This is a genomic window from Lederbergia panacisoli, assembly GCF_024626525.1.
In the GTDB taxonomy this organism is placed as follows: Bacteria; Bacillota; Bacilli; order Bacillales; family Bacillaceae_C; genus Lederbergia; species Lederbergia panacisoli.
Genome location: NZ_JANJGU010000014.1, coordinates 65,925 through 88,105, shown reverse-complemented (window position 1 = coordinate 88,105; position 22,181 = coordinate 65,925). Strand labels below are relative to the sequence as shown.

Here is a 22,181-nt window from a genome sequence, read left to right as displayed (position 1 = left end):
GTGGCTGTTTTGGATTATTTGGATTTGGAATTATTGCTTAAGTTAGGCATCTCTGCTTTATTAGGATTAATAATCGGGGTGGAACGAGAATTAAAAAGAAAACCACTTGGACTTAAAACTAGCTTAGTTATTTCTATTATCAGCTGTCTTTTGACTATCGTATCAATTGAATCAGCCTATATTTTTCCAGGAAATGACCAGGTTCGCATACAGATGGACCCACTCCGTTTAGCAGCTCAAATCGTTTCGGGAATTGGTTTTCTGGGTGCAGGGGTAATTTTACGAAGGGGCAACGATCATATATCAGGACTTACAACAGCGGCGATGATTTGGGGTGCCGCAGGTATTGGAATTACGGTGGGAGCGGGTTTTTATATTGAAGCCGTTGCCGGGGTTATTTTGTTAATCATAAGCGTCGAATTTATTCCCTTTACTTTACTTAAAATTGGACCAAAAAGATTATTAAAAAGGGACTTAATAATAAAAATCACAGTTAGTAAACAGGAAAGTTTGGAGATCGTCATAGAAAAATTAAAAGAAGATAAAATAACAATCACTCACACTAGAATCAAAGATCTTAAAGAAAACGAAAACCATTTGCTCGAATTAAAAACGCGGGTTAATGTAAATCGCCCGATTACAGATATTTACTATGCAATATCCAAAATAGAAGATGTTCAAGGAATTGAGATAATAAGTTAAAAATTCCCCTTGCACTTTCTCTAAAAGTTACTATAATAAGAAATGTAGTTTAAATAAGTCGGGGGATTAGCTCAGCTGGGAGAGCGCTTCGCTGGCAGCGAAGAGGTCAGCGGTTCGAGCCCGCTATTCTCCATAAGTGAAAAAACTTGCAAAAACCTTAATAAATAAGGGATTGCAAGTTTTTTTTATTTTGCTTTCTTCAAAAAAGTTGATTAGCTTTTATTATTCCTCATTTTTTTAAAAAATGACTTATCAAGGTTCGATAAGCCATTTCCATATATATTGAATTATTTTGATAATGCGATTTTTATATGGGCTAAGTGATGTTCTTCGTGCCAAGCTAATTTTGCAACTTTTGTTGCCACTGTTATTTTACCGTTTATCTGGTGAATAAAAGCTCGATCTAATTGCTCTTCAGTTAAACTATGGCCTAAAGATACAATACGCTCGTTTATACCTTCTAACATTTTAATAGAACTTTCTACAGGAAGTTCTGTATCCGGTTGAATAGCCCATTCATCTTGATCAAAAGCTGGTACAGTTGGATTCTCATCTGTTAAAGCCAGCTTTAAACGTTGAAACATATTCAACTGAGAATCTGTAATGTGATGAACAAGCTGACGAACTGTATAGCTGCCTTCACGATAAGTTTTGCTTAATCCCTCATCATTTAATGAATCGACAGTTTCTCTTAATCGAATAGTGTAAGTTTCAATTTCCTTTAGCCATTCTTGAATATTTTCTAATGTTACCTTTTCAGGAACATCTAGATTTCCAATTGGGAACCTTACATCCATTTTAAATCCCCTTCCTATAGATATTGTTTCATACTATTATACATGTATTTCGTTATTAACGTTTAAAACCCATCAATATATCCCCTTACTTAAAAAAGCTCAAGCACCCGCTTAGCCCATTATGGTCATAACCAGTTATAACGAGGTTTATCCTTTTTATTAATATCTCCTATTAAAGGGTACGTGTGCGTGTTGGCCGATGTAATGGTCCGGCAGTTTGACATCGGGATGGGAGTCCACCCAAAGAACGGCAACATCACCATCGTATTTTTCATTTAAATAAGCAATCGGTGCTAATTCTACACCGCAGTCTCCTCCTAAGACGACGACATGATCCGGTTGATGTTTATGTAAAATGGCAAATGCGTCACGCAACTGTTTCAATACATCGGTGCGTGCATAAGTCCCCTTTTCTGCTTCTATTCCTTCTGTATTTAATGAAACCGGCACTTCCGCTTGAATATCATCATCTGAAGCGGGAGCAAGTCAGTTTAGTAATTGTGCGCCTAAATAATAAGTCGGATTGTAGCCGCCTTGCCATTGCGGCATCAGTAAGCGAAGAGTGTTACACTTTGCTGCTTCTTTATGTTCTTTCATTCGGCATTCTTCCCTTCAGAAAATATTAAAAACACTATTCATCCTTTCATTAGTTAATATAATCTGCAAGTACATTCATTAAGCCCTCTGCTGTATCCTTTTTACTAATGTATTTTATAGGTGTTTGAAATTTTGAAATAATATAATGTTCTGCTGCTTCACCATATAATGAACCTGTTTTATTAGCGACCATAAATTCCGCATTGGAAGCAGTCATCCTGAGATTTGCCCTTTCCAATAAGTAATCAATATCATCCGTATGTTCTAACTTAAACCCTACAAGTAATAAATTGGGATTCCATTTTTTAATTTGTGATAATACTTTCGGTGCCTTTTTAAAATGGATTATTGGAGGTTCATCACTAGACATTTTTCCTGCCTCCAAAATGGGATTTCCTCGTTGGTCTAATACTTTATCAACAACCCAATCTGAACCAGCAGCTGCCATAATCACAACATCAATATGTTCTGTTTGTACAATTTTTTTAATTTTTTCACCTAAATCAAATATACCCTCAAATTGAGTTACACGAAGTTTTCTATGATTTTGAGGAAGTTTTGCAAAATAGCCGTGTAAATAAATTACCTCTGCTTCTTTTTTCAACGCCTCTTCAGCTAAATAACACCCAATTGTACCTTTTGCTAAATTAGTATGCCCTCTAACATTATCCCATTTTTCAAGTGTACCTCCACTTGTTATCAATATCTTTTTTCCTTTTAAAGAACTCATAAAATCACTTCATCCTTATTTTTTCACATATTTCAAAGACAAAAAATGATTAATTCCAATTTTTTTCGCTACCTTTTGTGGAACTGCCTTCCGTTTATACTCCTCAAAACCCAATTTTATATATAAATTCATTGCCGGAATATTCGTATCAGCAACTTCTTCTATTACGTAATTGTTGTACGTTGTATTTTCGATAATATGCCGGATGATTTGAGATGCTACGCCCTGTCCTCTGAATTCAGGAGCTGTTCCAACAAATTCTATCGATCCTGTATTAGGAGGGGGATTTTTAAAAGGGGCTTCAAATTCCTTTTTTAAAAAGATCCCGGCCATGCTTCCCTTAAAGAGGCCTAAGTGCTTTCTCAGTTCTTTTTTATTTAACCTTACCGATGATGTTTTTCCGTCCGTACATGCCGTCACTCCTGCAACTTTATCATTTGCTAACGCTATATAAAATTGATCTAATACAAACATGTGGGCAAAAGCCTTTGCAATGATGTTTTTATCTTTTGAAAAAAAAACAAGCCATTGAGTGAAGCCTTCCGCAAAAATTTCAGACATTTTCGTCCTTACATCTAAATCTACTTCATCAGCTTTTACAATTAGAAACTTATTACCTCCAGATTTCATATAGCATTTTCCTTTCATTTTCGACTATTCCTATATATAAGTTTCTTCACTTGCCCTCCTCACCTTGTTTCTTATTCCATTACCCGCCCTTTTAAAAAAAGACCGTCATAGTGACGATCTCATTGTTGGAATTCTTCTAGTTTGTCTACAGTCTTAACTTTTTTAAAGCTAAATTATTTTCTGTTCACTTTTGAAGTTGGTTTTGATAATACGTACGAAGTAACTCCTCCATCTTAAGATAACTATTTTCATAAATATTTTGGTAGGAAGTAAGATATTCTTCGTTCGGTTTAATTTCCTTACGAAATTGAGTACTGATCATCTCAATCGCCTCTTGCTCATCCCGATATATTCCGCTTCCTATTCCCGAGGCCATAGCAGCACCGAGTAAGGTGGACTCGCTAATATCTGGAATAGAATAAGTACATCCCGATACATCTGCTTTTACTTGCAGCCAGTACTTGTTTTTCGTGCCACCGCCTACTGCTACTACCTTTGTAATCTCTCTTTCCGCAATTTCTTCAGCAGACTTTTGAATCAATTTTAGCTGGTATGCGGTCCCTTCGAGTATTGACTTAATGATGTCTTTTTTTCCATGGGTTTTCTCTAATCCGATAAAAGCCGCCTTCGCATATGGATTAGGTTTTGGTGCACCACTTCCCGATAAATAAGGAAAATACAATATTCCCGTAGGGCCTTCAGTTGTTTCCCCGAGTAAGCGCAGCAGTTCATCGTAAGTTAATTGAGTATCTGCTAATTGTGATCTTATCCATTCTATCGACCCACCTGAAGATGGATTGCCTCCCATCCAAAAATAGCGGTCTTTCACAACATGGCAACCATAGGATAAACCAGAATTAAATTCCTTTTCTCCAAGTGGACGCTCCTTAAATGAACCGACCAATGTTTCTGCCGTACCCATTGAATCGAGAACAGTTTCCGGATTTATTGCTCCTACCGCCAAGGCTGCACAAACATGATCATGACCTGAAACGGCAACAGGTGTACCTTTTGACAACCCATATCCAATACATTCATCATTATGTACTCCGCCAATCGGCGTGCCAGCAAGGTGGGCAGAAGGAAATAATGTATCTTCCAGTCCAAACTGATTTAGCCAAGGCACATCCCATATTTTTTCATCGATTCTGAAACCATACGTTCTAGCTGCAAGAGAATAATCAGTTCCAAATTCTCCAGTTAGCTTATAGGCGATGAAATCTGAAGCTGAAAGCCAAACTGCCTCTTTCGTAATATCTGAATCTAGTTTTTTAAGCCATAATAACTTCGGTAATCCATATTTAAAGCTAGGTCGTAAACCCGACTTTGAAAAGCGTTCAATCGGATCTGTTGCCTTAAAAATAGATTCCGCTTCTTCCATTGCTCGTTTATCAAACCAAGGGATCATTTCAGTTTTTGGCAAGCCTGTTCTTTTATCGATTAGAAGCCCTGTTTCCGCCATACTAGTGATACCGACAACTGCAATCGAATGCTTATAATCTACTATCGCCTCTTTTATATTGGCAGACACAATTTCCCAAAGCTCGTCTGGATGATAATAAGCTTGTCCATTCTTTCTATAGTGAGTTTTCGTCTCTCTGCTGACGATTTTTAAACTTTTTCCTGTTTCATCAAATACAGCGGCTTTACAATTTGTTGTTCCTACATCAATCCCTAGCAGCACTTTCATATCATCATTCCCCTAATATTTGCTTTTTCATTTTCTTTTCTAATATATTGAGAGATTACGTGATTTACATACATATGTACATCCTCTACTATTCCATAATCACTGGAGGGAATAACAAGTGCAATATCCGAAAGTCCCTTCATTCTTCCTTCTTTTTCTCCAACTAACGAAATGACTTGTGCCCCAGTATCTTTTGCATATTGAAATGCTCGAATGACATTTTCGGAGTTACCAGATACGGAAAGACCAATTACGATATCACCAGGATTTAATAGATTTTTTAACTGTTCCACAAAAATGTCTGCATAATGAATATCGTTTCCATATGCCGTCATTAGTGGCACTTGGTCCGTCAAACTAAAGATTCGCAGCCTCTTGACCCCATCAACATTAACCCCTTTTCCAAAATCACAGGCCCAATGTGAAGCTGAAGCCGCACTTCCACCATTTCCCAACACAAATATCTGTTGGTTATTTTTCGTGGAATTTTTAATTCTCTCGTAAATCCTTTCAATTACGTCTACATTTAGTTCGTTTATTACCCGTAGCCATTCAGATTGATATTCAGAATAATAGGTTCGAAACAAATTATTCATCTCCCTTTAAGTCGTTCGCATATATCAAGCTTGCTGCACCAATTAACCCGGCCTCATAACCAAGTGCTGTCTGTAAAATTGGGATGTTTTTATTAGTCTCATCTATAACCGCCGATTGAAATGTTTCTCGAATATGTGGTTCAAGCAAGTCAAAGGATAAACTTACTCCTCCTCCTATTATAATCGCACCAGGATTTAACACATTTGCGGCATACGAAAATGCCCTTCCGATATAATTACCAGCTTGTCTATACTTATCTAAAGCTGCCTTATTCCCATTATAGGCGCTTTCTGCCACGCTTTTGGCTGTAATCGATGATGGTTCAATCTCCAACTTCCCTTTGGCCATATTAGCGATCGCTGTCCCCGATGCATGCGCCTCTAAACATCCTCGATTGCCACAGCCACAAAGTTTGCCGTCCTCCCATTCTACGACTAAATGTCCGATTTCTCCCGCAATGAAATGCTCCCCTTCAACCATTTTGCGATCAATAATAATTCCACCGCCAATTCCAGTACTAATCGTTACCCATAGAAAGTTTTCAAATTGTTTCCCTCTTCCAAAAACTAGTTCACCCAATGCACAAGCATTTACATCATTTGCAATATGAATCGGAATTCCCGGCCATTTTTCTTGAAGATGCTCTCTAACAGGCACATTTCTCCAACCGGAATATGGGGCATGGATTAAAACGCCTTTTTTAGGGTCGGCCAAGCCCGGCACATTAACACCAATACCGAGCAAAGATTGATCATTCATGCCTGCTTTTTCCATGCATTCATTTACAACTTTCATACATTTTTCAATATGTGTTTTTGGACTATCGTTGATATCAGTCGGAAATTGTTTTTTGACTAAAATCTTGCCAGACTGCTCGACAATGCCTATTAGAGTTTTGGTCCCACCATTATCAATTCCTACTACCACTTTTTGATTAGACAATCTATCCGCTCCTTAACCTTGGTTTCAACTAAATAACTGTATGATGGATACCATTCGCTTAATATATTAGTATATGTTTACGCTTTCAATGTCAATAATTCATATACAAAAAAGCTGTAAGACTACTATTAAAGTAGTTTTACAGCCAAGCAAGACTACACCTTCTCCACATACTCAGGATTCGCCGTAATATACGTGCCACTTTTTAATTCATACATTTTTGAACCATTTACTGTAAGAGTGTCGACAACCGTAAAGACGTCGCCTTTCTTAGCCTTTCCTTCCCGGGCGTTCCAGTCGGGCTTGTTATAATACCATAATTCAGCTGTTTTTACTCTAATTAAGAAGGTGCTTGGTGTTTTAACTCCGCTATTATTTTTGGGATTAATCCAACTGCCCGGAGTCCCTTTTTCTTTCGTAACGTTAATCATTCCCTGGGAACGGTTGAATACGTAATATTCACCTTTTTTTACCGTAGTTTTCTTATTTACTTCTGCCTTTGCGTCTGCTGCTGTCACATAGCCATCTAAGGTTTTATTTACTTTATATTTTTCATCATCATTATCATTCGTTTTTCCATTGGAAGAAGAGGTGATCGATACTTGTTCAGAATGATTCTTTTTTAATTTTAGTGCTTTCGCTAAGCCATTCGTATGTCCTCTCGCAATCTTGTCCAAAAAGGATGTCTGACTTAACAGGTTTGCATCGTGGGCATTGTCAATAAAACCATTTTCAGTCAAAACACCCTGCATGTTTGATTCCCGAACCATGTGGAAATCAGCTTCTTTTTTTCCACGGTCAATAAATCCAGTAGCTTTTACAACTTCATCATGGATGATATTTCGTTTCTCGTTTGTTGCAGCACGACTAGGATAATTTCCGATATAAATATAACTTTCAAAACCAGTTCCGCCACTAGCGTTAATATGAACTGACAGTAAAAAGTCAGCATTCCAGGCATTCGCTGCATTAGTCCGTTCACTTAGCGATACGGTTTGATCACCTGTACGACTCATTCTAACTTGTACACCGTTATATTCATTTAATAATATTGTTTGAATTCTTTTAGAAATACTTAAAGTTAAATCTTTTTCGCGTAATCCGTAACCAGTGGCTCCGGTATCTGTACCTCCATGACCCGGATCAATAAATATTTTCACCATATTAGATCTCTCCTTTACATAATAATCATGATTGAACGCTATCCCCTCCGTTGTTTTGCTATTGGACAATCTCTTTCAACACCGGTCCATTAACCCCTTCTACTTATTATGATATGAATAAACCTAGCTTACAGTTACGGTTACATCAAAAAAACAACCGATCACCTAAAAATGGCAATCGGTTGTTTTAATTTGTTATTGACTATATTGTTGACTCTCTCTTCTTTTATAAGCCGCACGTTTATTTGTATAATAACCCCAAAATAGAATAATTCCTGTAAGGATCACTATGACTAAATAAGTCATAAATCCTTCGTTAATCCCCAAAAGCTGATCAACATGCTTGTCCTTTAATAGCATTTCCCCTGCTGTCCACGCTAGTATTCCGGAACCCACATAAGCAATCCAATGATACTTGTCCATTGCTTTTACGATGAATTTTGAGCCGAAAATCATGATTGGAATACTGATCGCCACTCCTATAGCAATCATCAGAACGTGGCCGTTAGCCGCACCAGCTACTGCTATAACATTATCCAAACTCATGACGGCATCAGCCATGATAATCGTCCCTATCGCCTTCATAAATCCAGTATGTGATGATATATTTGTTTCGTCTTTTCCCCCTACAAGAACGGTGTAGGCAATCCATAACAGCAATAGTCCCCCGATAATATTTACATAAGGTATCTGAAGTAACCATACTATTATGATAGCAAATAGTATTCTTAAAGTTACTGCTCCAGCTGTCCCCCATAAAATCGCTTTGTTTTGTAATTCCTTCGGCAAGCTTCTAGTTGCCATAGCGATCACAATTGCATTATCGCCTGATAATACTATGTCAATGGCAATAATTTTTAAAAGTGCAATGATTGCAGCAGATGATATTGTAATTCCTAGTATTGTTGTTGCTATATCCATTTTCGTTTCCTTCTTTCTAAGAAACTTAACTTAATTATTATATCACATTTTCTCTAACATTCACTAGAAAAGAAAAGGAATTGAAAATGAATCGTTCATGCACCGCGTCTATCATTCTTTTTCACGACTACAATGGAAAGTATATTGTCAATTTTAAAGAACCTTTGACTTCCTCTCAAATAGCAGAAGGCCTTAAATGATGCTTCACTCACTGCCAAAACCTTGATTCGCCTTTGAGTTACAACTTTCTTATCGGATAAATAAATCATTTCCAACCTAACTCCAGATAATAAAGATTTTGTCAGCAACTTTTTCATTTAAGACCCTCCTTTTGAAAACATTATAGAACATACGTTTGCAATTATCAATGGTAATTGCTGCTATCAAAATGACAATAATGATTCTAATTCCTTTATTAAATCCTTTCCCATTTGAATATATTTTTCATCAAGATCTCCATCTGGATCCTCAGGTTCTGAAAACTGGTTAAAAGCAGCGGACATATTGCTACTATCAGCATGGTCATCTAGTCCCTTTTGGTATACATGAGATAAAACAAAAGGAGTTCCTAATTGGACAGATACGCCAGGTGTGTCAAGCTGTCCTTCAACAGCAGTAAATGGAATGCGAAGAAATTGATATCCATCATCATTTGCCATTTTATAATCAAAAAATCCTCGGTCATAATCCCAATTTCCACCTATAACATATCCTTTTGGTTTCATAAGTTGTTCAAGCTTATGTAAATTGTACTGCCTGCCTTCAATTGTGGAATTAATTTCAAACATTTTTCAATCACTCCTTCGTTTTCCATCTATTATTCCATGGAAAACAAAGGTTATTCTAACGAAAAATAAAAGAGCACCTACATTAATGTAGGTGCCCGCTTACAAGCTTATAGTCTTTTTTCCAACTCTGCTTTTTTCTCTTCGAATCCTGGTTTTCCAAGGAGTGCAAACATATTGACTTTGTAAGCTTCTACTCCAGGCTGGTCAAATGGATTAACACCAAGTAAATATCCGCTAATGGCACATGCTTTTTCGAAGAAGTACACAAGATAACCAAAAGTGTAAGCGTCCATAGCTGGGATTTCCACTACTAAATTCGGAACGCCGCCATCAGTATGTGCTAAAAGTGTTCCTTCAAATGCTTTATCATTAACGAAATCTACCGTTTTTCCTTCTAAGTAGTTCAATCCATCCAAATCGCCTTCTTCACTTTCAATGACAAGCTCATGGCGTGGATTTTTCACCTTTACCACCGTTTCGAACAAATCACGGCGCCCCTCTTGCACGTATTGTCCGAGTGAATGAAGGTCAGTGGAAAAATTGGCTGAAGCTGGAAAAATTCCTTTTTGGTCTTTCCCTTCACTTTCTCCAAATAATTGTTTCCACCACTCAGAAAAGTATTGCAAGCCTGGCTCATAGTTAATGAGCATTTCAATGGTTTTTCCTTTGTTGTACAAAACGTTGCGAATCGCAGCATATTGATAGGAAATATTTTTATCAAGCTCCGGGCTGCTGAATTCATCTTGTGCATCTGCAGCACCTTTCATCATTTCTTCAATCTCAACACCACTCACCGCAATTGGAAGCAAGCCAACTGCCGTTAAAACAGAATAGCGTCCCCCAACATCATCAGGAATGACAAAAGATTCATATCCTTCTTCATTAGCAAGTGTTTTTAGTGCACCTTTTGCTTGGTCTGTTGTCGCATAAATCCGTTTTTTCGCTTCCTCGCTGCCATATTTTTCTTCAAGAAGCTTGCGGAATATACGAAAAGCAAGCGCCGGTTCCGTTGTTGTTCCAGATTTAGAAATGACATTGATAGAAAAATCTTTTCCATCAAGCAAATCCGTTAAATCCTTCATATATGTAGAGCTAATATTATTGCCTACAAAAAAGACTTGCGGAGTTTTACGTTTTTCTCCTGAAAGAGCATTATAGAAACTATGATTGAGCATTTCGATCGCTGCACGAGCACCTAGATAAGAACCGCCAATTCCAATAACAAGTAAAACATCACTATCTTCTTTGATTTTATCCGCTGCTTTTTTTATGCGAGAGAATTCTTCCCGATCATATTCATTTGGAAGGCCCACCCACCCTGTATAATCGCTGCCAGCTCCGGTATTTTCATGTAATTGCTTATGCGCTGTTTCTACCGCGGCTTGCAAATATGTAACTTCATGTTCACCGAAAAAGGTCAATGCCTTGGAGTAATCAAACTTAATATGTCCCATCAATTTTCCTCCTTATGGTCAAAATCTATATGGTATTACTCTATCCGAATAAGCTAATATTTTCAAGAAAGTTTATTGAATTGGGGATTTCTTGACGGAAAACGTCTTATTCAAGGTGGGATTCTCGATTAAATTGAAACTTCGAGTTGTTTAATCGAGAATTAAAGCGAAATTCTCGAACAAATTCAAACTTCGAGTTGTTTAGTCGAAAATTAAGGCGGAATTCTCGAACAAATTCAAACTTCGAGTTGTTTAGTCGAGAATTACCAAATACCAATTCATTAATAGAAGCCTTCAGTAACAATATTGCCTTCTATAGTTTTTTTGCATTGCTAAACACCTTGGATAAATCCATCTATCAAGGCATGCCGTGACATCACCAATAAAAATACCACAGCAACATCTCACTGTGGTACATACGATCATATAAAAACTTACACCCAACCTCTAAATCTAGAAGCCTCCGCAACGTTGCGCATCCCTACCATATACGCTGCGAGTCGCATATTAACCCTTCGACTTTCCGCGGTATTGTATACATTCTCAAAAGCTTCAACAAGTTTGGTGCGAAGTTTTTCATTTACTTCTTCTTCTGTCCAATAATAACCTTGGTTGTTTTGGACCCATTCGAAGTAAGAAACGGTTACTCCTCCCGCACTTGCCAGTACGTCGGGAACAAGTAAAACGCCTCTTTCACTTAATATCCTGGTAGCTTCCTCTGTTGTAGGACCATTTGCAGCCTCAACGACGATGGACGCTTTAATATTAGGTGCATTTTCAGCGGTAATTTGATTTGCAACGGCTGCAGGTACGATAATATCGCAATCTAGTTCAAATAGTTCTTTATTAGTAATCGTATTATCAAATAAGGTTGTTACCGTACCAAAACTATCGCGGCGGTCAAGTAAATAGTCAATATCAAGACCATCAGGATCGTGGAGAGCACCATAGGCATCAGATATGCCTACAATTTTGGCTCCAGCATCATTTAAAAATTTTGAAAGATAACTGCCTGCATTCCCGAATCCTTGAATAACGATTCTTGCATCTTTTAAATCAATGCCGCGTTTTTTGGCAGCTTCTTCAATGCAGATTGTCACACCTTGAGCGGTAGCCTTTTCCCTTCCTTGTGAACCACCAAGTACAATCGGTTTTCCAGTAATAAAACCAGGTGAATCATTTTCACGAAGTCTACTATACTCATCCATCATCCAAGCCATGATCTGTGAGTTTGTATACACATCAGGAGCAGGAATATCTTTTGTCGGACCAACAATTTGGCTGATGGCACGTACATAACCACGGCTAAGACGTTCTATTTCACCCATTGACATCGTCCGGGGGTCGCAAATGATTCCACCTTTACCGCCACCGTAAGGAAGGTTGACAATCCCACATTTTATACTCATCCACATAGACATTGCCTTTACTTCTTCTTCCGTCACATCTGGATGAAAGCGAACGCCGCCTTTTGTAGGACCAACTGAATCATTATGCTGTGCACGGAAACCTGTATATACATTGACGGAGCCATCATCCATTCGTACTGGAATTCGTACTGTTAACATTCTCATCGGTTCTTTTAAAAGTTCATACATTTCCTCGCCGAAACCAAGCTTATGGAGGCCATCTTTGATTACCTCTTGTGTTGATGTAAATAGGTTAAGATTTTCTGCCATCGTTTTTTTCGCCTCTTTATTGTGTAATCAGGTACAGTATATCATTTTGAGAGAACTTTTTTAATCCGTTCAATCGCCCAATCCAATTCTTCTTTCGTAATTGTTAATGGAGGTGCAAAGCGGATGACGGTTTCATGCGTTTCTTTACACAGAAGCCCTTCTGACATTAAAGATACGCAGTAAGGCCGAGCATTTTCATTTAACTCGACACCAATAAATAATCCTTTTCCCCTTATTTCTTTTATCGACGGATTGTCAATTTCATTTAATTTTGACATAAAATATAGCCCAAGTTCAAGTGATTGCTCACAAAGTTTTTCATTATTTATGACATCAAGGGCTGCAATGGACACTGCGCAAGCCATTGGATTTCCACCAAAAGTTGAGCCATGGGAACCTGGATTAAACACTCCGAGTATATCACTGTTTGCAGCTACACAAGAAATTGGGAAGACACCGCCTCCGAGTGCCTTGCCTAAGATATACATATCTGGTTCAACCGCTTCCCAATCACAGGCAAACATTTTTCCCGATCGACCTAATCCCGATTGTATTTCATCCGCAATGAATAATACATCATTTTCTCTACAAATCTTATAAGCTTCTCGCAAAAAGCCATCTGGCGGAATGATAATTCCAGCTTCCCCCTGAATAGGTTCTATTAAAAATGCGGCCGCATTATTGGTAATAGCTCTTTTTAAAGCCTCTATATCGCCGTATGGAATAAGCTTTATACCAGGTAGCATTGGGCCAAATTGATATTTATATTCATCTTCTGATGATAGAGATATAGCTGCCATCGTTCGTCCATGAAAGTTGCCAACGCATGCTATGATTTCAGCTTTATTCTCCTTAACCTTCTTTATTTCATAAGCCCACCGTCTAGCTGCTTTAATAGCTGTTTCTACTGCTTCAGCACCTGTATTCATAGGGAGGACCATATTTTTATTCGTTATGTGACAAACTTTCTCGTACCAAGGTCCAAGCGTATCATTGTGGAAAGCCCTTGAAGTTAAGGTAACTTTGTCAGCTTGGTCTTTCAATGCTTGAATAATTTTTGGATGACGATGTCCTTGGTTAACCGCTGAATATGCACTTAACATATCCATATATTTATTTCCTTCTGGGTCTTTTACCCATACCCCTTCTGCCTCAGAAATAACAACAGGTAAAGGATTATAGTTTCTTGCACCGAATTTTTCGGTTTGCGCAATGATTTCCTCCGTACCCAAATCTCCCAACCTCCTTTTGATCGATTGACCAAGTGAGAAATTTACAACATTTCGGACGTTGTTTTTGCCTGCATATGAAGCAATAGATAATCTGGGCCACCGGCTTTTGAATCGGTCCCACTCATATTGAAACCGCCAAAAGGCTGAAAACCGACGATTGCACCGGTACATCCACGGTTAAAATATAGATTCCCCACATGGAATTCTTCTCGAGCAAATTCAAGATGTTCCCTGTTTTTCGTGATGACAGCACCAGTTAAGCCATATTCTGTGTTATTTGCGATTTCTATAGCTTCTTTAAAATCTTTTGCTTTCGCAAATGCCACAACTGGTCCAAAAATTTCTTCTTTCATGATTCTTGCTTCTGGATCAAGATCTGCAAAAATGGTGGGCTTAATAAAATAGCCTTTTGAGTCGTCCCCTTCTCCACCTACCATTAACTTGCCTTCCTGTTTACCAACTTCGATATATTTCATAATTTTATTGTACGCATTTTGGTCGTTTACGGGTCCCATAAAATGATGTAGATTCATTGGATCCCCAATTGTTAGTTTTTCCGTTAATTCAACAGCGCGGTCAAGCACTTGATCGTATACATCTTGTACAATGACTGCCCTAGAACACGCTGAACATTTTTGGCCAGAAAATCCAAATGCTGATTTCACAATCGATTCTGCTGCTAATTCGAGATCGGCCTCTTTATCCACTACAATTGTATCTTTTCCGCCCATTTCAGCAATGACCCGCTTTAGCCAAATTTGCCCTGTATTCACTTTTGAAGCGCGTTCATAAATTCTTGTCCCGACTTCACGAGAACCAGTAAAGCTTATAAAACGAGTCCTTGGATGATCGACTAAATAATCTCCAACTTCCGCTCCACTTCCCGGAATATAGTTTACAACCCCTTTTGGCATTCCCGCTTCTTCAAGAACCTCAACAAACTTCGCAGCAATGACTGGTGTTGTTGATGCCGGTTTTAAAAGAACTGTATTACCTGTGACCATCGCGGCAACCGTCGTTCCAGCCATTATGGCTAAGGCAAAGTTCCAAGGCGAAATAACAACGCCTACACCAAGTGGTATATAGTGATATCGATTAAATTCACCGACGCGACTTTCCACTTTCTTCCCGTCTTTTAATTCAAGCATTTGACGACCGTAATATTCCATAAAATCTATCGCTTCGGCTGTATCAGCGTCTGCTTCATTCCATGGTTTGCCTGCTTCTTTTACTAAAAGCGCTGAAAATTCATGTTTTCTGCGTCTTATAATGGCAGCTGCTTTAAATAACACATCTGCCCTCGTTTCTGGTTTTGTTTTTTTCCAAGTTTCAAATGCTTTAAGAGAACTAGTCATCGCCATTTCAGCAAGTTCCTTATTCGCTTTTGAAACGTTGCCAATGATTTCATCTTTATTTGCCGGGTTAATAGAAACAATTTTCTCTTCGGTTGTGATACGCTCTCCATCAATAATTAACGGATATTCCCGCCCAAGATAACTTTCCACTAATTGCAATCCTTTTTCAAAAGCATGCCTATTTTCTTCTTCAGAAAAATCAGTAAAAGGTTCATGACGATAAAGAATCACACTGTTTCCCCCTCATGGCAATTTTTTTCATCACATAAATAGTAACATATTTTCATTATGTTAATAATAAAAAGGATGCCCATATGAAGGACATCCCGAAAAAAATTATTTTTTAATTAGTTCATCGCGTGATTGTTCTATCCATTCTTGCAGCTTATCTTTTAATGTGTTAAATCCTTCGTTACTCGTTTGAGTTGTTTCAGCTTTAATCGTACCTTGACGACGTGGAGTTCGAGGAGTTCGAGCTTCTGGTTGCTTTGGCGCTTCTTCAGTAGCACGGATGGATAGGCTGATTTTCCCTTTTTCTTCGTCTACATTTAAAACCTTAACCTTTACTTCATCACCAACTGATAAAACTTCATTGATATCTTTTACAAAACCATGTTTTATTTCTGAAATGTGGACAAGTCCTTGGGTTTGATCATCCAATGCGATAAAGGCACCATATGGCTGGATCCCTGTCACTTTGCCTGATAGTATCGCTCCCGCTTCATATTTTGTACTCATGAAAAACACTCCTAGTTTATATTAGATTTTCTCCTTATTTACGCAATTGTAAATTATAACATAGAGATTGAATAGAATCAAAAATCCCTTGCTCATCCTATACTGAAAATTTTCCCCAAGGCTACCCTTTCAAACCTTTTTATTCGGGTAATATATATTTATGGAGGTGGAACGATGGTACGGTTACAATCTATTAAAAAAATCAATGATATAGACGTTTATTTCGAGGAATATAAGCATCCCGACGCGACTGAAACAATCGTTTTCATCCATGGATTTTTATCATCAACTTTTAGTTTTCGCAAATTAATACCTCTTCTAGAACAAGATATGAATATTATTTCTATTGATTTTCCTCCATTTGGCAAAAGTGGGAAGTCAAAGAAATTCCGTTATACATATGCGAATATTGCTCATACTATTCTAGAACTCCTTGAAAGATTAGGTTATGAAAACATTGTTGCCGCTGGGCATTCAATGGGCGGCCAAATTGTTTTAAATATGGTACTTCTCCGACCCAACTTTATAAAAAAGGCTGTGCTCATAAGCTGTTCCGGATATGTACCGCATGCTAAAACTCATCTAAAACTTTTAACATATATTCCGTTTATTGGCCGTTTTGTAAAGCTTTATTTAAAAAAGTCAGGTGTGGAAGGAAATTTAAACATTGTTGTGTATGATCGATCAATTATTGATGAGAAAATGATAAGAGGATACGAGGAACCTTTTCATCATAATGACATTTTTCGTGCTTTAGCAAAAATGCTTCGTCATCGCGAAGGAGATCTTGCACCAGAAGCTCTTCGGACGATTGAGACACCTTGTTTATTAATTTGGGGAGAACATGATAAGGTTGTCCCACTAAATATTGGGAATCGCCTCAACCAGGATTTGCCAAACACTGAATTGATCGTATTAAAAAATGCCGGCCACTTATTGCCTGAAGAAAAACCTGAAGAAGTCTACAAGGAAATAATCGATTTTATATAATTATAGTTGCTTGTAAATTTCATCCTTTCAGCCTTATGATGAATGATAGAATATAGAATTGGAAAGGAGCCCTTTCATGAATAATTTTGATGCAAATATTGATAGAAAAAATACTTCATCTGTAAAATGGGATGGAATGAAAGCAGCTTTCGGAAAAAATGAGTTACTACCAATGTGGGTAGCCGATATGGATTTCCGTCCGCCGCAAGAAGTTATCGATGCTATGAAAAAACGTGTAGAACATGGTGTTTTTGGCTACACGATTATTGGTGATAAAACCGCAAAAGCGATTATTAATTGGACTAAAAAACGTCATCAATGGGAGATAAAGCCTTCCTGGCTAATGTATAGTCACGGGGTTGTTCCTTCCTTAGGTATGGCGATTCGTGCATTCACTGAGGTCGGCGATAAAGTTCTCTTGCAATCTCCTGTTTATACGCCTTTTTTTAACATGATTGAAAGTAATATGAGAGAAGTCATTAACTCACCTTTAATTTTTAAAAATGGCCGATATGAAATAGATTTTGCCGATTTTGAAGAAAAACTGAAAAGCGGAGTAAAACTATTTTTGTTATGCAGCCCACACAATCCTTCAGGAAGAGTCTGGTCGAAGGAAGAACTCGTTAAAATGGCCGAGCTTTGCAGAGAGTATGGAGTCACCATTGCGTCTGATGAAATACATGCCGATATTGTTGCTGCCCCGCACAGGCATATACCAATCAGCTCTTTGGATCCATCATATTCAAATTTTATCGTTACCTTTATGGCCCCTAGCAAAACTTTTAATTTAGCTGGTTTGCAATCATCTTTTATCGTCGTTCAAAATCCAGATATGAAGAAAAAATTAGAAGAAATTCAAAAGAAAGAAGGCTTCCATACATTAAATACATTTGGAATTATGGCAATGGAAGCAGCTTATGAATATGGTGAAAAATGGCTTGATGATGCTTTAGCTTACATAAAAGAGAATATAGATTTTCTTAAAAAAGGAATTGAAAAGGAATTACCTGAGCTAGAAGTGATAGAACCTGAAGGTACATATCTTGTTTGGGTGGACTGCCGAAAAACAGGATTAAGCGAGAAAGAACTACGTGAGAGGCTAATTGAAAAAGGCGGATTGGCCGTTAATTTTGGAAATTCTTATGGCCAAGGCGGGGACGGCTTTATCAGAATCAACACTGCTTGCCCGCGTTCAATTATTGAAGAAGGCATTAAGAGATTAAAATTAGCGTTTAGCTGATCGTAAAAAAAGTACTGTTCATAACGAGCAGTACTTTTTCCTTTTAATTGTCCAGCTACAGCGCCTATCGACTAGCAAATTTCCTGTCCTCCTCCCTACGATAAGTCAACATCGACTTGCCTTGCAGGCTCATCGTGTTTCCTTTATCTCAGTCGGATGCCTAGAAGTTTGTACGTCGATGGGCAAGGCGCTTGCGCTTTTCTTATTTCGTCGATTCCGCTGGTTTTCGGTCCTTTGAAATTTCACCGCACGCGATTCTTTCTCCTGAATCACCTGCTGGTTGAGTCATGCCATCGTCGGCTCCTTCATTAATGACAATAGAAGTCCCTTCTGTTGTATAAAGAGAATTCTTCGCCTCGTTAAATGTGACTCCTTTTGTTGTAAAATCCGTTTTTACTTTGCCATCCTCTTTCACTGTTATGTTTGGCAAATCCCCTGCATGTGGACCTTTTGAATTTAGCAGCCCATGTTCTTTTTTGTCCGGGTTGAAATGATCACCTGCTGATAAAAAATCAGGTGGGGTACATTTCCCGTTATCATGAATATGTATCGCATGCTCACCTGGTGGCAATCCTTTCAAATCAACTTTCAATTTAATACCTTCCGCCTGTTCTTCAAGTGTTATTTTTCCAAGTGAATCTCCATCTGAGTTTTTTATATCTACGTCTAATTTCTTTGGAAGTGGATTTGTGCATGCTGAAAGAAAAAGACAAATAGAAAGTAAAGCAATTTTCCTCATAGCCAACCCTCCATTAAAAATCCCTTTTCGTCATTATTGCCATGCAAAAAATGAAATATCCTTGTTTTTATTCAAAAAGCTGTTTTAGTTGTTAAAGTCGAGAAGCGGGCTTTTACACTTCATTAGAAAGTTAACATTCTCATAAAGTTACCAGCTCTTTTCTCGATTCGATTATCCTTTTTTGAACAGAATCCATTTTTCCCCTTAAAAGCTCATATTAACGAGCAATCTTATTTGAGAAAAAAACTTCCAAAAATAAAAAGCATCCATTAAAGATGCTTTTAAAGATGCTCTTTCTGATGTTCACGATTTAATTGTTCTTCTAATTCTTTAGTTTTTGCTTCTTGCTTTTTAGAAATTTTCTTTATAAGTCTAAAAGTAAGAATGGCCGCAAGGATAAAAAGCGACATCGTAATCCCCGCGGGAATGTACTCAGATTTATCCTCCGGGAAATATAGAAATGGCATATATAATACAAATGAATTCAAAATTGAAAGCAAGGAAAACATCCTTTCCTTTTTTAGATACAGTTTTCATTATAGCAAAGTCCTTTTAATAAAACCAAGATGCCCATTCCGAAAAAGTCGACAAAAATGTGAAAAGCCGCCCTATTGGACGGCTATTAATTATTCCTTGATAATGTCAATACTTTCAATCACTACATCTTCAACTGGCTTATCTCCAGGCGCCGTTTTTACATTGGCGATACTATCGACAACATCCATACCCTCTACAACTTGTCCAAACACAGTGTGACGATGATCCAAATGAGGTGTACCTCCGTTTTCAACATAGGCTTCAACGATTTCTTTTGGAAAACCAGCATCCTCTAGCTGACTTTTCACACGTGGGTCCATATGGTTATTTTGCACGATGAAAAATTGGCTGCCATTCGTATTTGGTCCAGCATTCGCCATGGAAAGAGCTCCACGAAGATTAAATAATTGCATAGAAAATTCATCTTCAAATGATTCGCCAAAGACACTTTCTCCACCTCTGCCAGTTCCGGTCGGATCTCCACCTTGAATCATGAAGTCCTTAATAACACGATGAAAAATAATTCCGTTGTAATAACCGTCTTTTGCATGAGTCAAAAAGTTCTCTACTGTTTTTGGAGCTTGTTCAGGGAATAGCTTAATTTTGATTGATCCCATATTTGTATTCATTTGAACTAGTTTTTCATTTTCCGCCACTTCAGTGGACAATTGTGGATAGCTAACCTGCTCTGCCATTTCTGCATCTCCTTCTTTCTTCTCAGATTGATCACTGCCTTGAGCAGCATCCTCGTTCAGCTTTATTTCCTGGGACTTTATGCCGCACGCAGACAATATCGTAACAAACATTAGTAAAAAAAGAAATTTTTTCATATCAAGCCCTCCGAAAAATACTTTACAGTAAAATTGAAAAAAATGCATCCTTCTTTCATAATGGAAAGAAAGGGAGGGGGATTAAAAATGTACGTTGGGCAAATTGTTACAGCCTTTAATAAAACTGGCAAATATATTGGTGAAATTACAGCTGTCAATCAAGAAACATATACAGTCCGCTGTCTTGCTGTACTGATTCACCCTAGACAAGGAGATTTGCATAATCCAAATGAAGCGGATGTACCATTTTTTCACGAAAGGAAAGCACTCGCATTCCGCGAGCAGGCAAACATTCCTTTAAAAATGGTAAAGCCTTATGACGATGAAGTTCTTGATTATAAGGAATCGTTGATTTCTGCAGTACAAAAACTTCAGACCCAACTAGAAGCAAAGTCTGATGATGCATACAGCATAAAAAGTCTTCAGGCATTAGATGGAGTTAAAAAAGAATATGCACTTATGTATTCCATACGTTTTTAAAGAGACAGCCCGGAGTAAAAGGGCTGTTTTTTGATTTCAATACAGAGCTGTTGAAATTATCATAAAAACCTTTATACTATTATTTAGGGAGTCGAAATAATTTCTAACTAAATAAGAAGGTGTTTTCAATTAGTATCGAAAAACGCAATTTCCTCATTATGTGGATTTGCAATTTTCTTATTGCTGCTAGTATGACGATGGTTCTTCCATTTATATCGTTATACATTGGTACACTCGGTGATTTTAGTCATGATTATATACAACGTTGGTCAGGTCTTGTTTTTGGTGTCACGTTTTTAAGTGCTTTTCTCGTTTCTCCTCTTTGGGGGAGAATTGGTGATAAGTATGGTTTTAAGCCAATCCTGTTAATTACAGGCTATGGAATTGCTTCCTCCGTTTTTTTCATGGGTATTATAAACAGTGTTTTTGGACTATTTATTTTAAGAATGGTCATGGGCTTTGTCACTGGATTTATTCCAACCTCCATCGCACTCATTTCAAAACAAACTCCTAAAAATGAAGCTGGTAAAACGCTTGGAACATTACAGATGGGAAATGTAGCAGGAAGTCTTTTTGGGCCTTTGCTTGGAGGAATGATGGCGGACAGTTTTGGTTTTCATTATACCTTCATCATCACTTCTGCATCAGTCATGCTCGCTACAACTATTGTGTTATTTGGAATAAAAGAAATAAAACAGCAAACAGACGTTAAAACAAACATTCCCCGTACTCAAAAAGAAGTTATCAAACAAATACTCAGTCGAAAAATGCTTGTTATGGTCATGGTCATTGCTTTAATTATTCAAGTAGGTAATTTTAGTATCCAGCCATTACTTGCCCTTTATGTGAGTGACTTAACGAAAGCAACTAGTATCGCTTTTCTATCGGGACTTGCATTTTCAGCCACTGGTTTCGGAAATTTATTATTAACCCGTCAATGGGGAAAGCTCGGGGATACCATCGGCTATGAAAAAGTCTTGCTCATCCTCCTCGTTCTCGCTTCTATCTTGATCGTTCCACAAGCACTCGTAACAGAATTATGGCAATTGGTTGGCTTGAGATTCCTTTATGGAATGGTTGTTGGGGGAATGCTCCCTTGTATCACAGCGTATATTCGAATAGAAGCTCCACTCGATATGCAAGGAGAAATTCTAGGTTATAATCAAAGTTTCCGCTTTTTAGGAAACGTTATTGGCCCGGCATTAGGGGGCTTTGTTGCAGGACACGCGGGTATTTCATCCGTCTTTTATGTAACGGGCAGTTTATTCCTATTTGCCTTTGGAATTCTGTGGTGGAATATAAAACATGAACAGCAGCATTTTAAGGAAAGTTACTAAAAAACGCCAGTGA

General features: G+C 37.8%; 24 protein-coding genes, 1 tRNA gene and 1 pseudogene. 6 read left to right on the top strand and 20 right to left on the bottom strand.

Features of this window, described 5'->3' with window-relative positions; all coding sequences use genetic code 11:
• The first annotated feature begins 9 nt into the window (after positions 1-9).
• On the top strand, positions 10-702 hold the full coding sequence (locus NQ185_RS16190) for an MgtC/SapB family protein (RefSeq protein WP_257583047.1): 693 nt from the start codon (positions 10-12) through the stop codon (positions 700-702).
• Between the two features lie 60 nt (positions 703-762).
• Positions 763-835 (top strand) — tRNA-Ala (locus tag NQ185_RS16185).
• Between the two features lie 154 nt (positions 836-989).
• Here the strand turns inward: NQ185_RS16185 and NQ185_RS16180 are convergent.
• The 17 genes and pseudogenes from NQ185_RS16180 to yugI all read right to left on the bottom strand — a co-directional run bounded on the left by NQ185_RS16180 (position 990) and on the right by yugI (position 16,015).
• Positions 990-1,499, bottom strand: a complete 510-nt coding sequence (locus NQ185_RS16180) for a YfiT family bacillithiol transferase (RefSeq protein ID WP_257583046.1) — start codon at positions 1,497-1,499, stop codon at positions 990-992.
• Between the two features lie 159 nt (positions 1,500-1,658).
• The gene (locus tag NQ185_RS16175) at positions 1,659-1,949 is read right to left on the bottom strand and encodes an arginase family protein (RefSeq protein WP_257583045.1); all 291 of its coding nucleotides are present in this window, start codon (positions 1,947-1,949) and stop codon (positions 1,659-1,661) included.
• A 196-nt stretch (positions 1,950-2,145) separates the two neighbouring features.
• Complete coding sequence (locus tag NQ185_RS16170) at positions 2,146-2,826, bottom strand: phosphopantothenoylcysteine decarboxylase domain-containing protein (RefSeq protein ID WP_257583044.1); 681 nt, start codon at positions 2,824-2,826, stop codon at positions 2,146-2,148.
• Between the two features lie 15 nt (positions 2,827-2,841).
• Positions 2,842-3,456 (bottom strand): GNAT family N-acetyltransferase, encoded by a 615-nt coding sequence (locus NQ185_RS16165; RefSeq protein ID WP_257583042.1) that lies wholly within the window; start codon positions 3,454-3,456, stop codon positions 2,842-2,844.
• Positions 3,457-3,640: 184 nt separating this feature from the next.
• Positions 3,641-5,146 carry an FGGY-family carbohydrate kinase gene (locus NQ185_RS16160; RefSeq protein WP_257583041.1) on the bottom strand — a complete coding sequence of 502 codons (1,506 nt, stop codon included), beginning with the start codon at positions 5,144-5,146 and terminating at the stop codon, positions 3,641-3,643.
• Positions 5,143-5,733, bottom strand: coding sequence for an SIS domain-containing protein (locus NQ185_RS16155; protein ID WP_257583034.1), 591 nt, complete (start codon positions 5,731-5,733; stop codon positions 5,143-5,145). The genes NQ185_RS16160 and NQ185_RS16155 overlap by 4 nt, the downstream gene beginning before the upstream one ends.
• Before the next feature lies 1 nt (position 5,734).
• Positions 5,735-6,685, bottom strand: a complete 951-nt coding sequence (locus NQ185_RS16150) for an ROK family protein (protein ID WP_257583032.1) — start codon at positions 6,683-6,685, stop codon at positions 5,735-5,737.
• 155 nt (positions 6,686-6,840) lie between these two features.
• Complete coding sequence (locus NQ185_RS20405; RefSeq protein ID WP_257583065.1) at positions 6,841-7,116, bottom strand: DUF5776 domain-containing protein; 276 nt, start codon at positions 7,114-7,116, stop codon at positions 6,841-6,843.
• Between the two features lie 186 nt (positions 7,117-7,302).
• Positions 7,303-7,848: pseudogene (locus tag NQ185_RS20400) on the bottom strand (N-acetylmuramoyl-L-alanine amidase family protein); the annotation flags it as partial.
• 195 nt (positions 7,849-8,043) lie between these two features.
• Positions 8,044-8,769 carry a TerC family protein gene (locus tag NQ185_RS16135; protein WP_257583030.1) on the bottom strand — a complete coding sequence of 242 codons (726 nt, stop codon included), beginning with the start codon at positions 8,767-8,769 and terminating at the stop codon, positions 8,044-8,046.
• A 95-nt stretch (positions 8,770-8,864) separates the two neighbouring features.
• Positions 8,865-9,086 carry a hypothetical protein gene (locus NQ185_RS16130; protein ID WP_257583029.1) on the bottom strand — a complete coding sequence of 74 codons (222 nt, stop codon included), beginning with the start codon at positions 9,084-9,086 and terminating at the stop codon, positions 8,865-8,867.
• A 66-nt stretch (positions 9,087-9,152) separates the two neighbouring features.
• Entirely contained in the window at positions 9,153-9,557 is a 405-nt protein-coding gene (locus NQ185_RS16125) for a YugN-like family protein (RefSeq protein WP_257583028.1), read from the bottom strand.
• A 107-nt stretch (positions 9,558-9,664) separates the two neighbouring features.
• Positions 9,665-11,011, bottom strand: coding sequence for a glucose-6-phosphate isomerase (locus tag NQ185_RS16120; protein ID WP_257583027.1), 1,347 nt, complete (start codon positions 11,009-11,011; stop codon positions 9,665-9,667).
• A 434-nt stretch (positions 11,012-11,445) separates the two neighbouring features.
• A complete protein-coding gene (locus tag NQ185_RS16115; protein ID WP_257583026.1) occupies positions 11,446-12,690 on the bottom strand; it encodes a Glu/Leu/Phe/Val family dehydrogenase in 1,245 nt (414 codons plus the stop codon).
• 41 nt (positions 12,691-12,731) lie between these two features.
• Positions 12,732-13,922, bottom strand: coding sequence for an ornithine--oxo-acid transaminase (locus NQ185_RS16110; protein WP_257583024.1), 1,191 nt, complete (start codon positions 13,920-13,922; stop codon positions 12,732-12,734).
• 41 nt (positions 13,923-13,963) lie between these two features.
• Positions 13,964-15,508 (bottom strand): L-glutamate gamma-semialdehyde dehydrogenase, encoded by a 1,545-nt coding sequence (gene pruA / locus NQ185_RS16105; RefSeq protein WP_257583023.1) that lies wholly within the window; start codon positions 15,506-15,508, stop codon positions 13,964-13,966.
• Positions 15,509-15,613: 105 nt separating this feature from the next.
• Positions 15,614-16,015, bottom strand: a complete 402-nt coding sequence (yugI, locus tag NQ185_RS16100; protein WP_257583022.1) for a S1 domain-containing post-transcriptional regulator GSP13 — start codon at positions 16,013-16,015, stop codon at positions 15,614-15,616.
• A gap of 174 nt (positions 16,016-16,189) precedes the next feature.
• On the opposite strand from yugI, the gene NQ185_RS16095 reads away from it, so the two are divergent.
• Both NQ185_RS16095 and NQ185_RS16090 read left to right on the top strand, forming a co-directional pair.
• Positions 16,190-17,005, top strand: coding sequence for an alpha/beta fold hydrolase (locus NQ185_RS16095; RefSeq protein ID WP_257583021.1), 816 nt, complete (start codon positions 16,190-16,192; stop codon positions 17,003-17,005).
• A gap of 76 nt (positions 17,006-17,081) precedes the next feature.
• Positions 17,082-18,245, top strand: a complete 1,164-nt coding sequence (locus tag NQ185_RS16090; protein WP_257583020.1) for a MalY/PatB family protein — start codon at positions 17,082-17,084, stop codon at positions 18,243-18,245.
• Positions 18,246-18,447: 202 nt separating this feature from the next.
• On the opposite strand, the gene NQ185_RS16085 is transcribed toward NQ185_RS16090, so the two are convergent.
• The 3 genes from NQ185_RS16085 to NQ185_RS16075 form a co-directional block, all read right to left on the bottom strand.
• Complete coding sequence (locus NQ185_RS16085) at positions 18,448-18,984, bottom strand: superoxide dismutase family protein (protein WP_257583019.1); 537 nt, start codon at positions 18,982-18,984, stop codon at positions 18,448-18,450.
• 281 nt (positions 18,985-19,265) lie between these two features.
• Positions 19,266-19,493, bottom strand: coding sequence for a hypothetical protein (locus NQ185_RS16080; RefSeq protein WP_257583018.1), 228 nt, complete (start codon positions 19,491-19,493; stop codon positions 19,266-19,268).
• A 117-nt stretch (positions 19,494-19,610) separates the two neighbouring features.
• Positions 19,611-20,351, bottom strand: a complete 741-nt coding sequence (locus NQ185_RS16075) for a peptidylprolyl isomerase (protein WP_307001296.1) — start codon at positions 20,349-20,351, stop codon at positions 19,611-19,613.
• 87 nt (positions 20,352-20,438) lie between these two features.
• On the opposite strand from NQ185_RS16075, the gene kapB reads away from it, so the two are divergent.
• Together kapB and NQ185_RS16065 are read left to right on the top strand one after the other, a co-directional pair.
• Entirely contained in the window at positions 20,439-20,831 is a 393-nt protein-coding gene (kapB, locus tag NQ185_RS16070) for a kinase-associated lipoprotein KapB (protein ID WP_257583017.1), read from the top strand.
• A gap of 128 nt (positions 20,832-20,959) precedes the next feature.
• A complete protein-coding gene (locus NQ185_RS16065; RefSeq protein WP_257583063.1) occupies positions 20,960-22,168 on the top strand; it encodes an MFS transporter in 1,209 nt (402 codons plus the stop codon).
• Positions 22,169-22,181: the final 13 nt, after the last annotated feature.

Coding starts and splice junctions, on each gene's coding strand:
- NQ185_RS16180 (WP_257583046.1), bottom strand. CDS start 1,499: ATGGATGTAAGGTTCCCAATTGGAAATCTAGATGTTCCTGAAAAGGTA.
- NQ185_RS16170 (WP_257583044.1), bottom strand. CDS start 2,826: ATGAGTTCTTTAAAAGGAAAAAAGATATTGATAACAAGTGGAGGTACA.
- NQ185_RS16165 (WP_257583042.1), bottom strand. CDS start 3,456: ATGAAATCTGGAGGTAATAAGTTTCTAATTGTAAAAGCTGATGAAGTA.
- NQ185_RS16160 (WP_257583041.1), bottom strand. CDS start 5,146: ATGAAAGTGCTGCTAGGGATTGATGTAGGAACAACAAATTGTAAAGCC.
- NQ185_RS20405 (WP_257583065.1), bottom strand. CDS start 7,116: ATGATTAACGTTACGAAAGAAAAAGGGACTCCGGGCAGTTGGATTAAT.
- NQ185_RS16135 (WP_257583030.1), bottom strand. CDS start 8,769: ATGGATATAGCAACAACAATACTAGGAATTACAATATCATCTGCTGCA.
- NQ185_RS16130 (WP_257583029.1), bottom strand. CDS start 9,086: ATGAAAAAGTTGCTGACAAAATCTTTATTATCTGGAGTTAGGTTGGAA.
- NQ185_RS16125 (WP_257583028.1), bottom strand. CDS start 9,557: ATGTTTGAAATTAATTCCACAATTGAAGGCAGGCAGTACAATTTACAT.
- NQ185_RS16120 (WP_257583027.1), bottom strand. CDS start 11,011: ATGGGACATATTAAGTTTGATTACTCCAAGGCATTGACCTTTTTCGGT.
- NQ185_RS16115 (WP_257583026.1), bottom strand. CDS start 12,690: ATGGCAGAAAATCTTAACCTATTTACATCAACACAAGAGGTAATCAAA.
- yugI (WP_257583022.1), bottom strand. CDS start 16,015: ATGAGTACAAAATATGAAGCGGGAGCGATACTATCAGGCAAAGTGACA.
- NQ185_RS16095 (WP_257583021.1), top strand. CDS start 16,190: ATGGTACGGTTACAATCTATTAAAAAAATCAATGATATAGACGTTTAT.
- NQ185_RS16090 (WP_257583020.1), top strand. CDS start 17,082: ATGAATAATTTTGATGCAAATATTGATAGAAAAAATACTTCATCTGTA.
- NQ185_RS16085 (WP_257583019.1), bottom strand. CDS start 18,984: ATGAGGAAAATTGCTTTACTTTCTATTTGTCTTTTTCTTTCAGCATGC.
- NQ185_RS16080 (WP_257583018.1), bottom strand. CDS start 19,493: ATGTTTTCCTTGCTTTCAATTTTGAATTCATTTGTATTATATATGCCA.
- NQ185_RS16075 (WP_307001296.1), bottom strand. CDS start 20,351: ATGAAAAAATTTCTTTTTTTACTAATGTTTGTTACGATATTGTCTGCG.
- kapB (WP_257583017.1), top strand. CDS start 20,439: ATGTACGTTGGGCAAATTGTTACAGCCTTTAATAAAACTGGCAAATAT.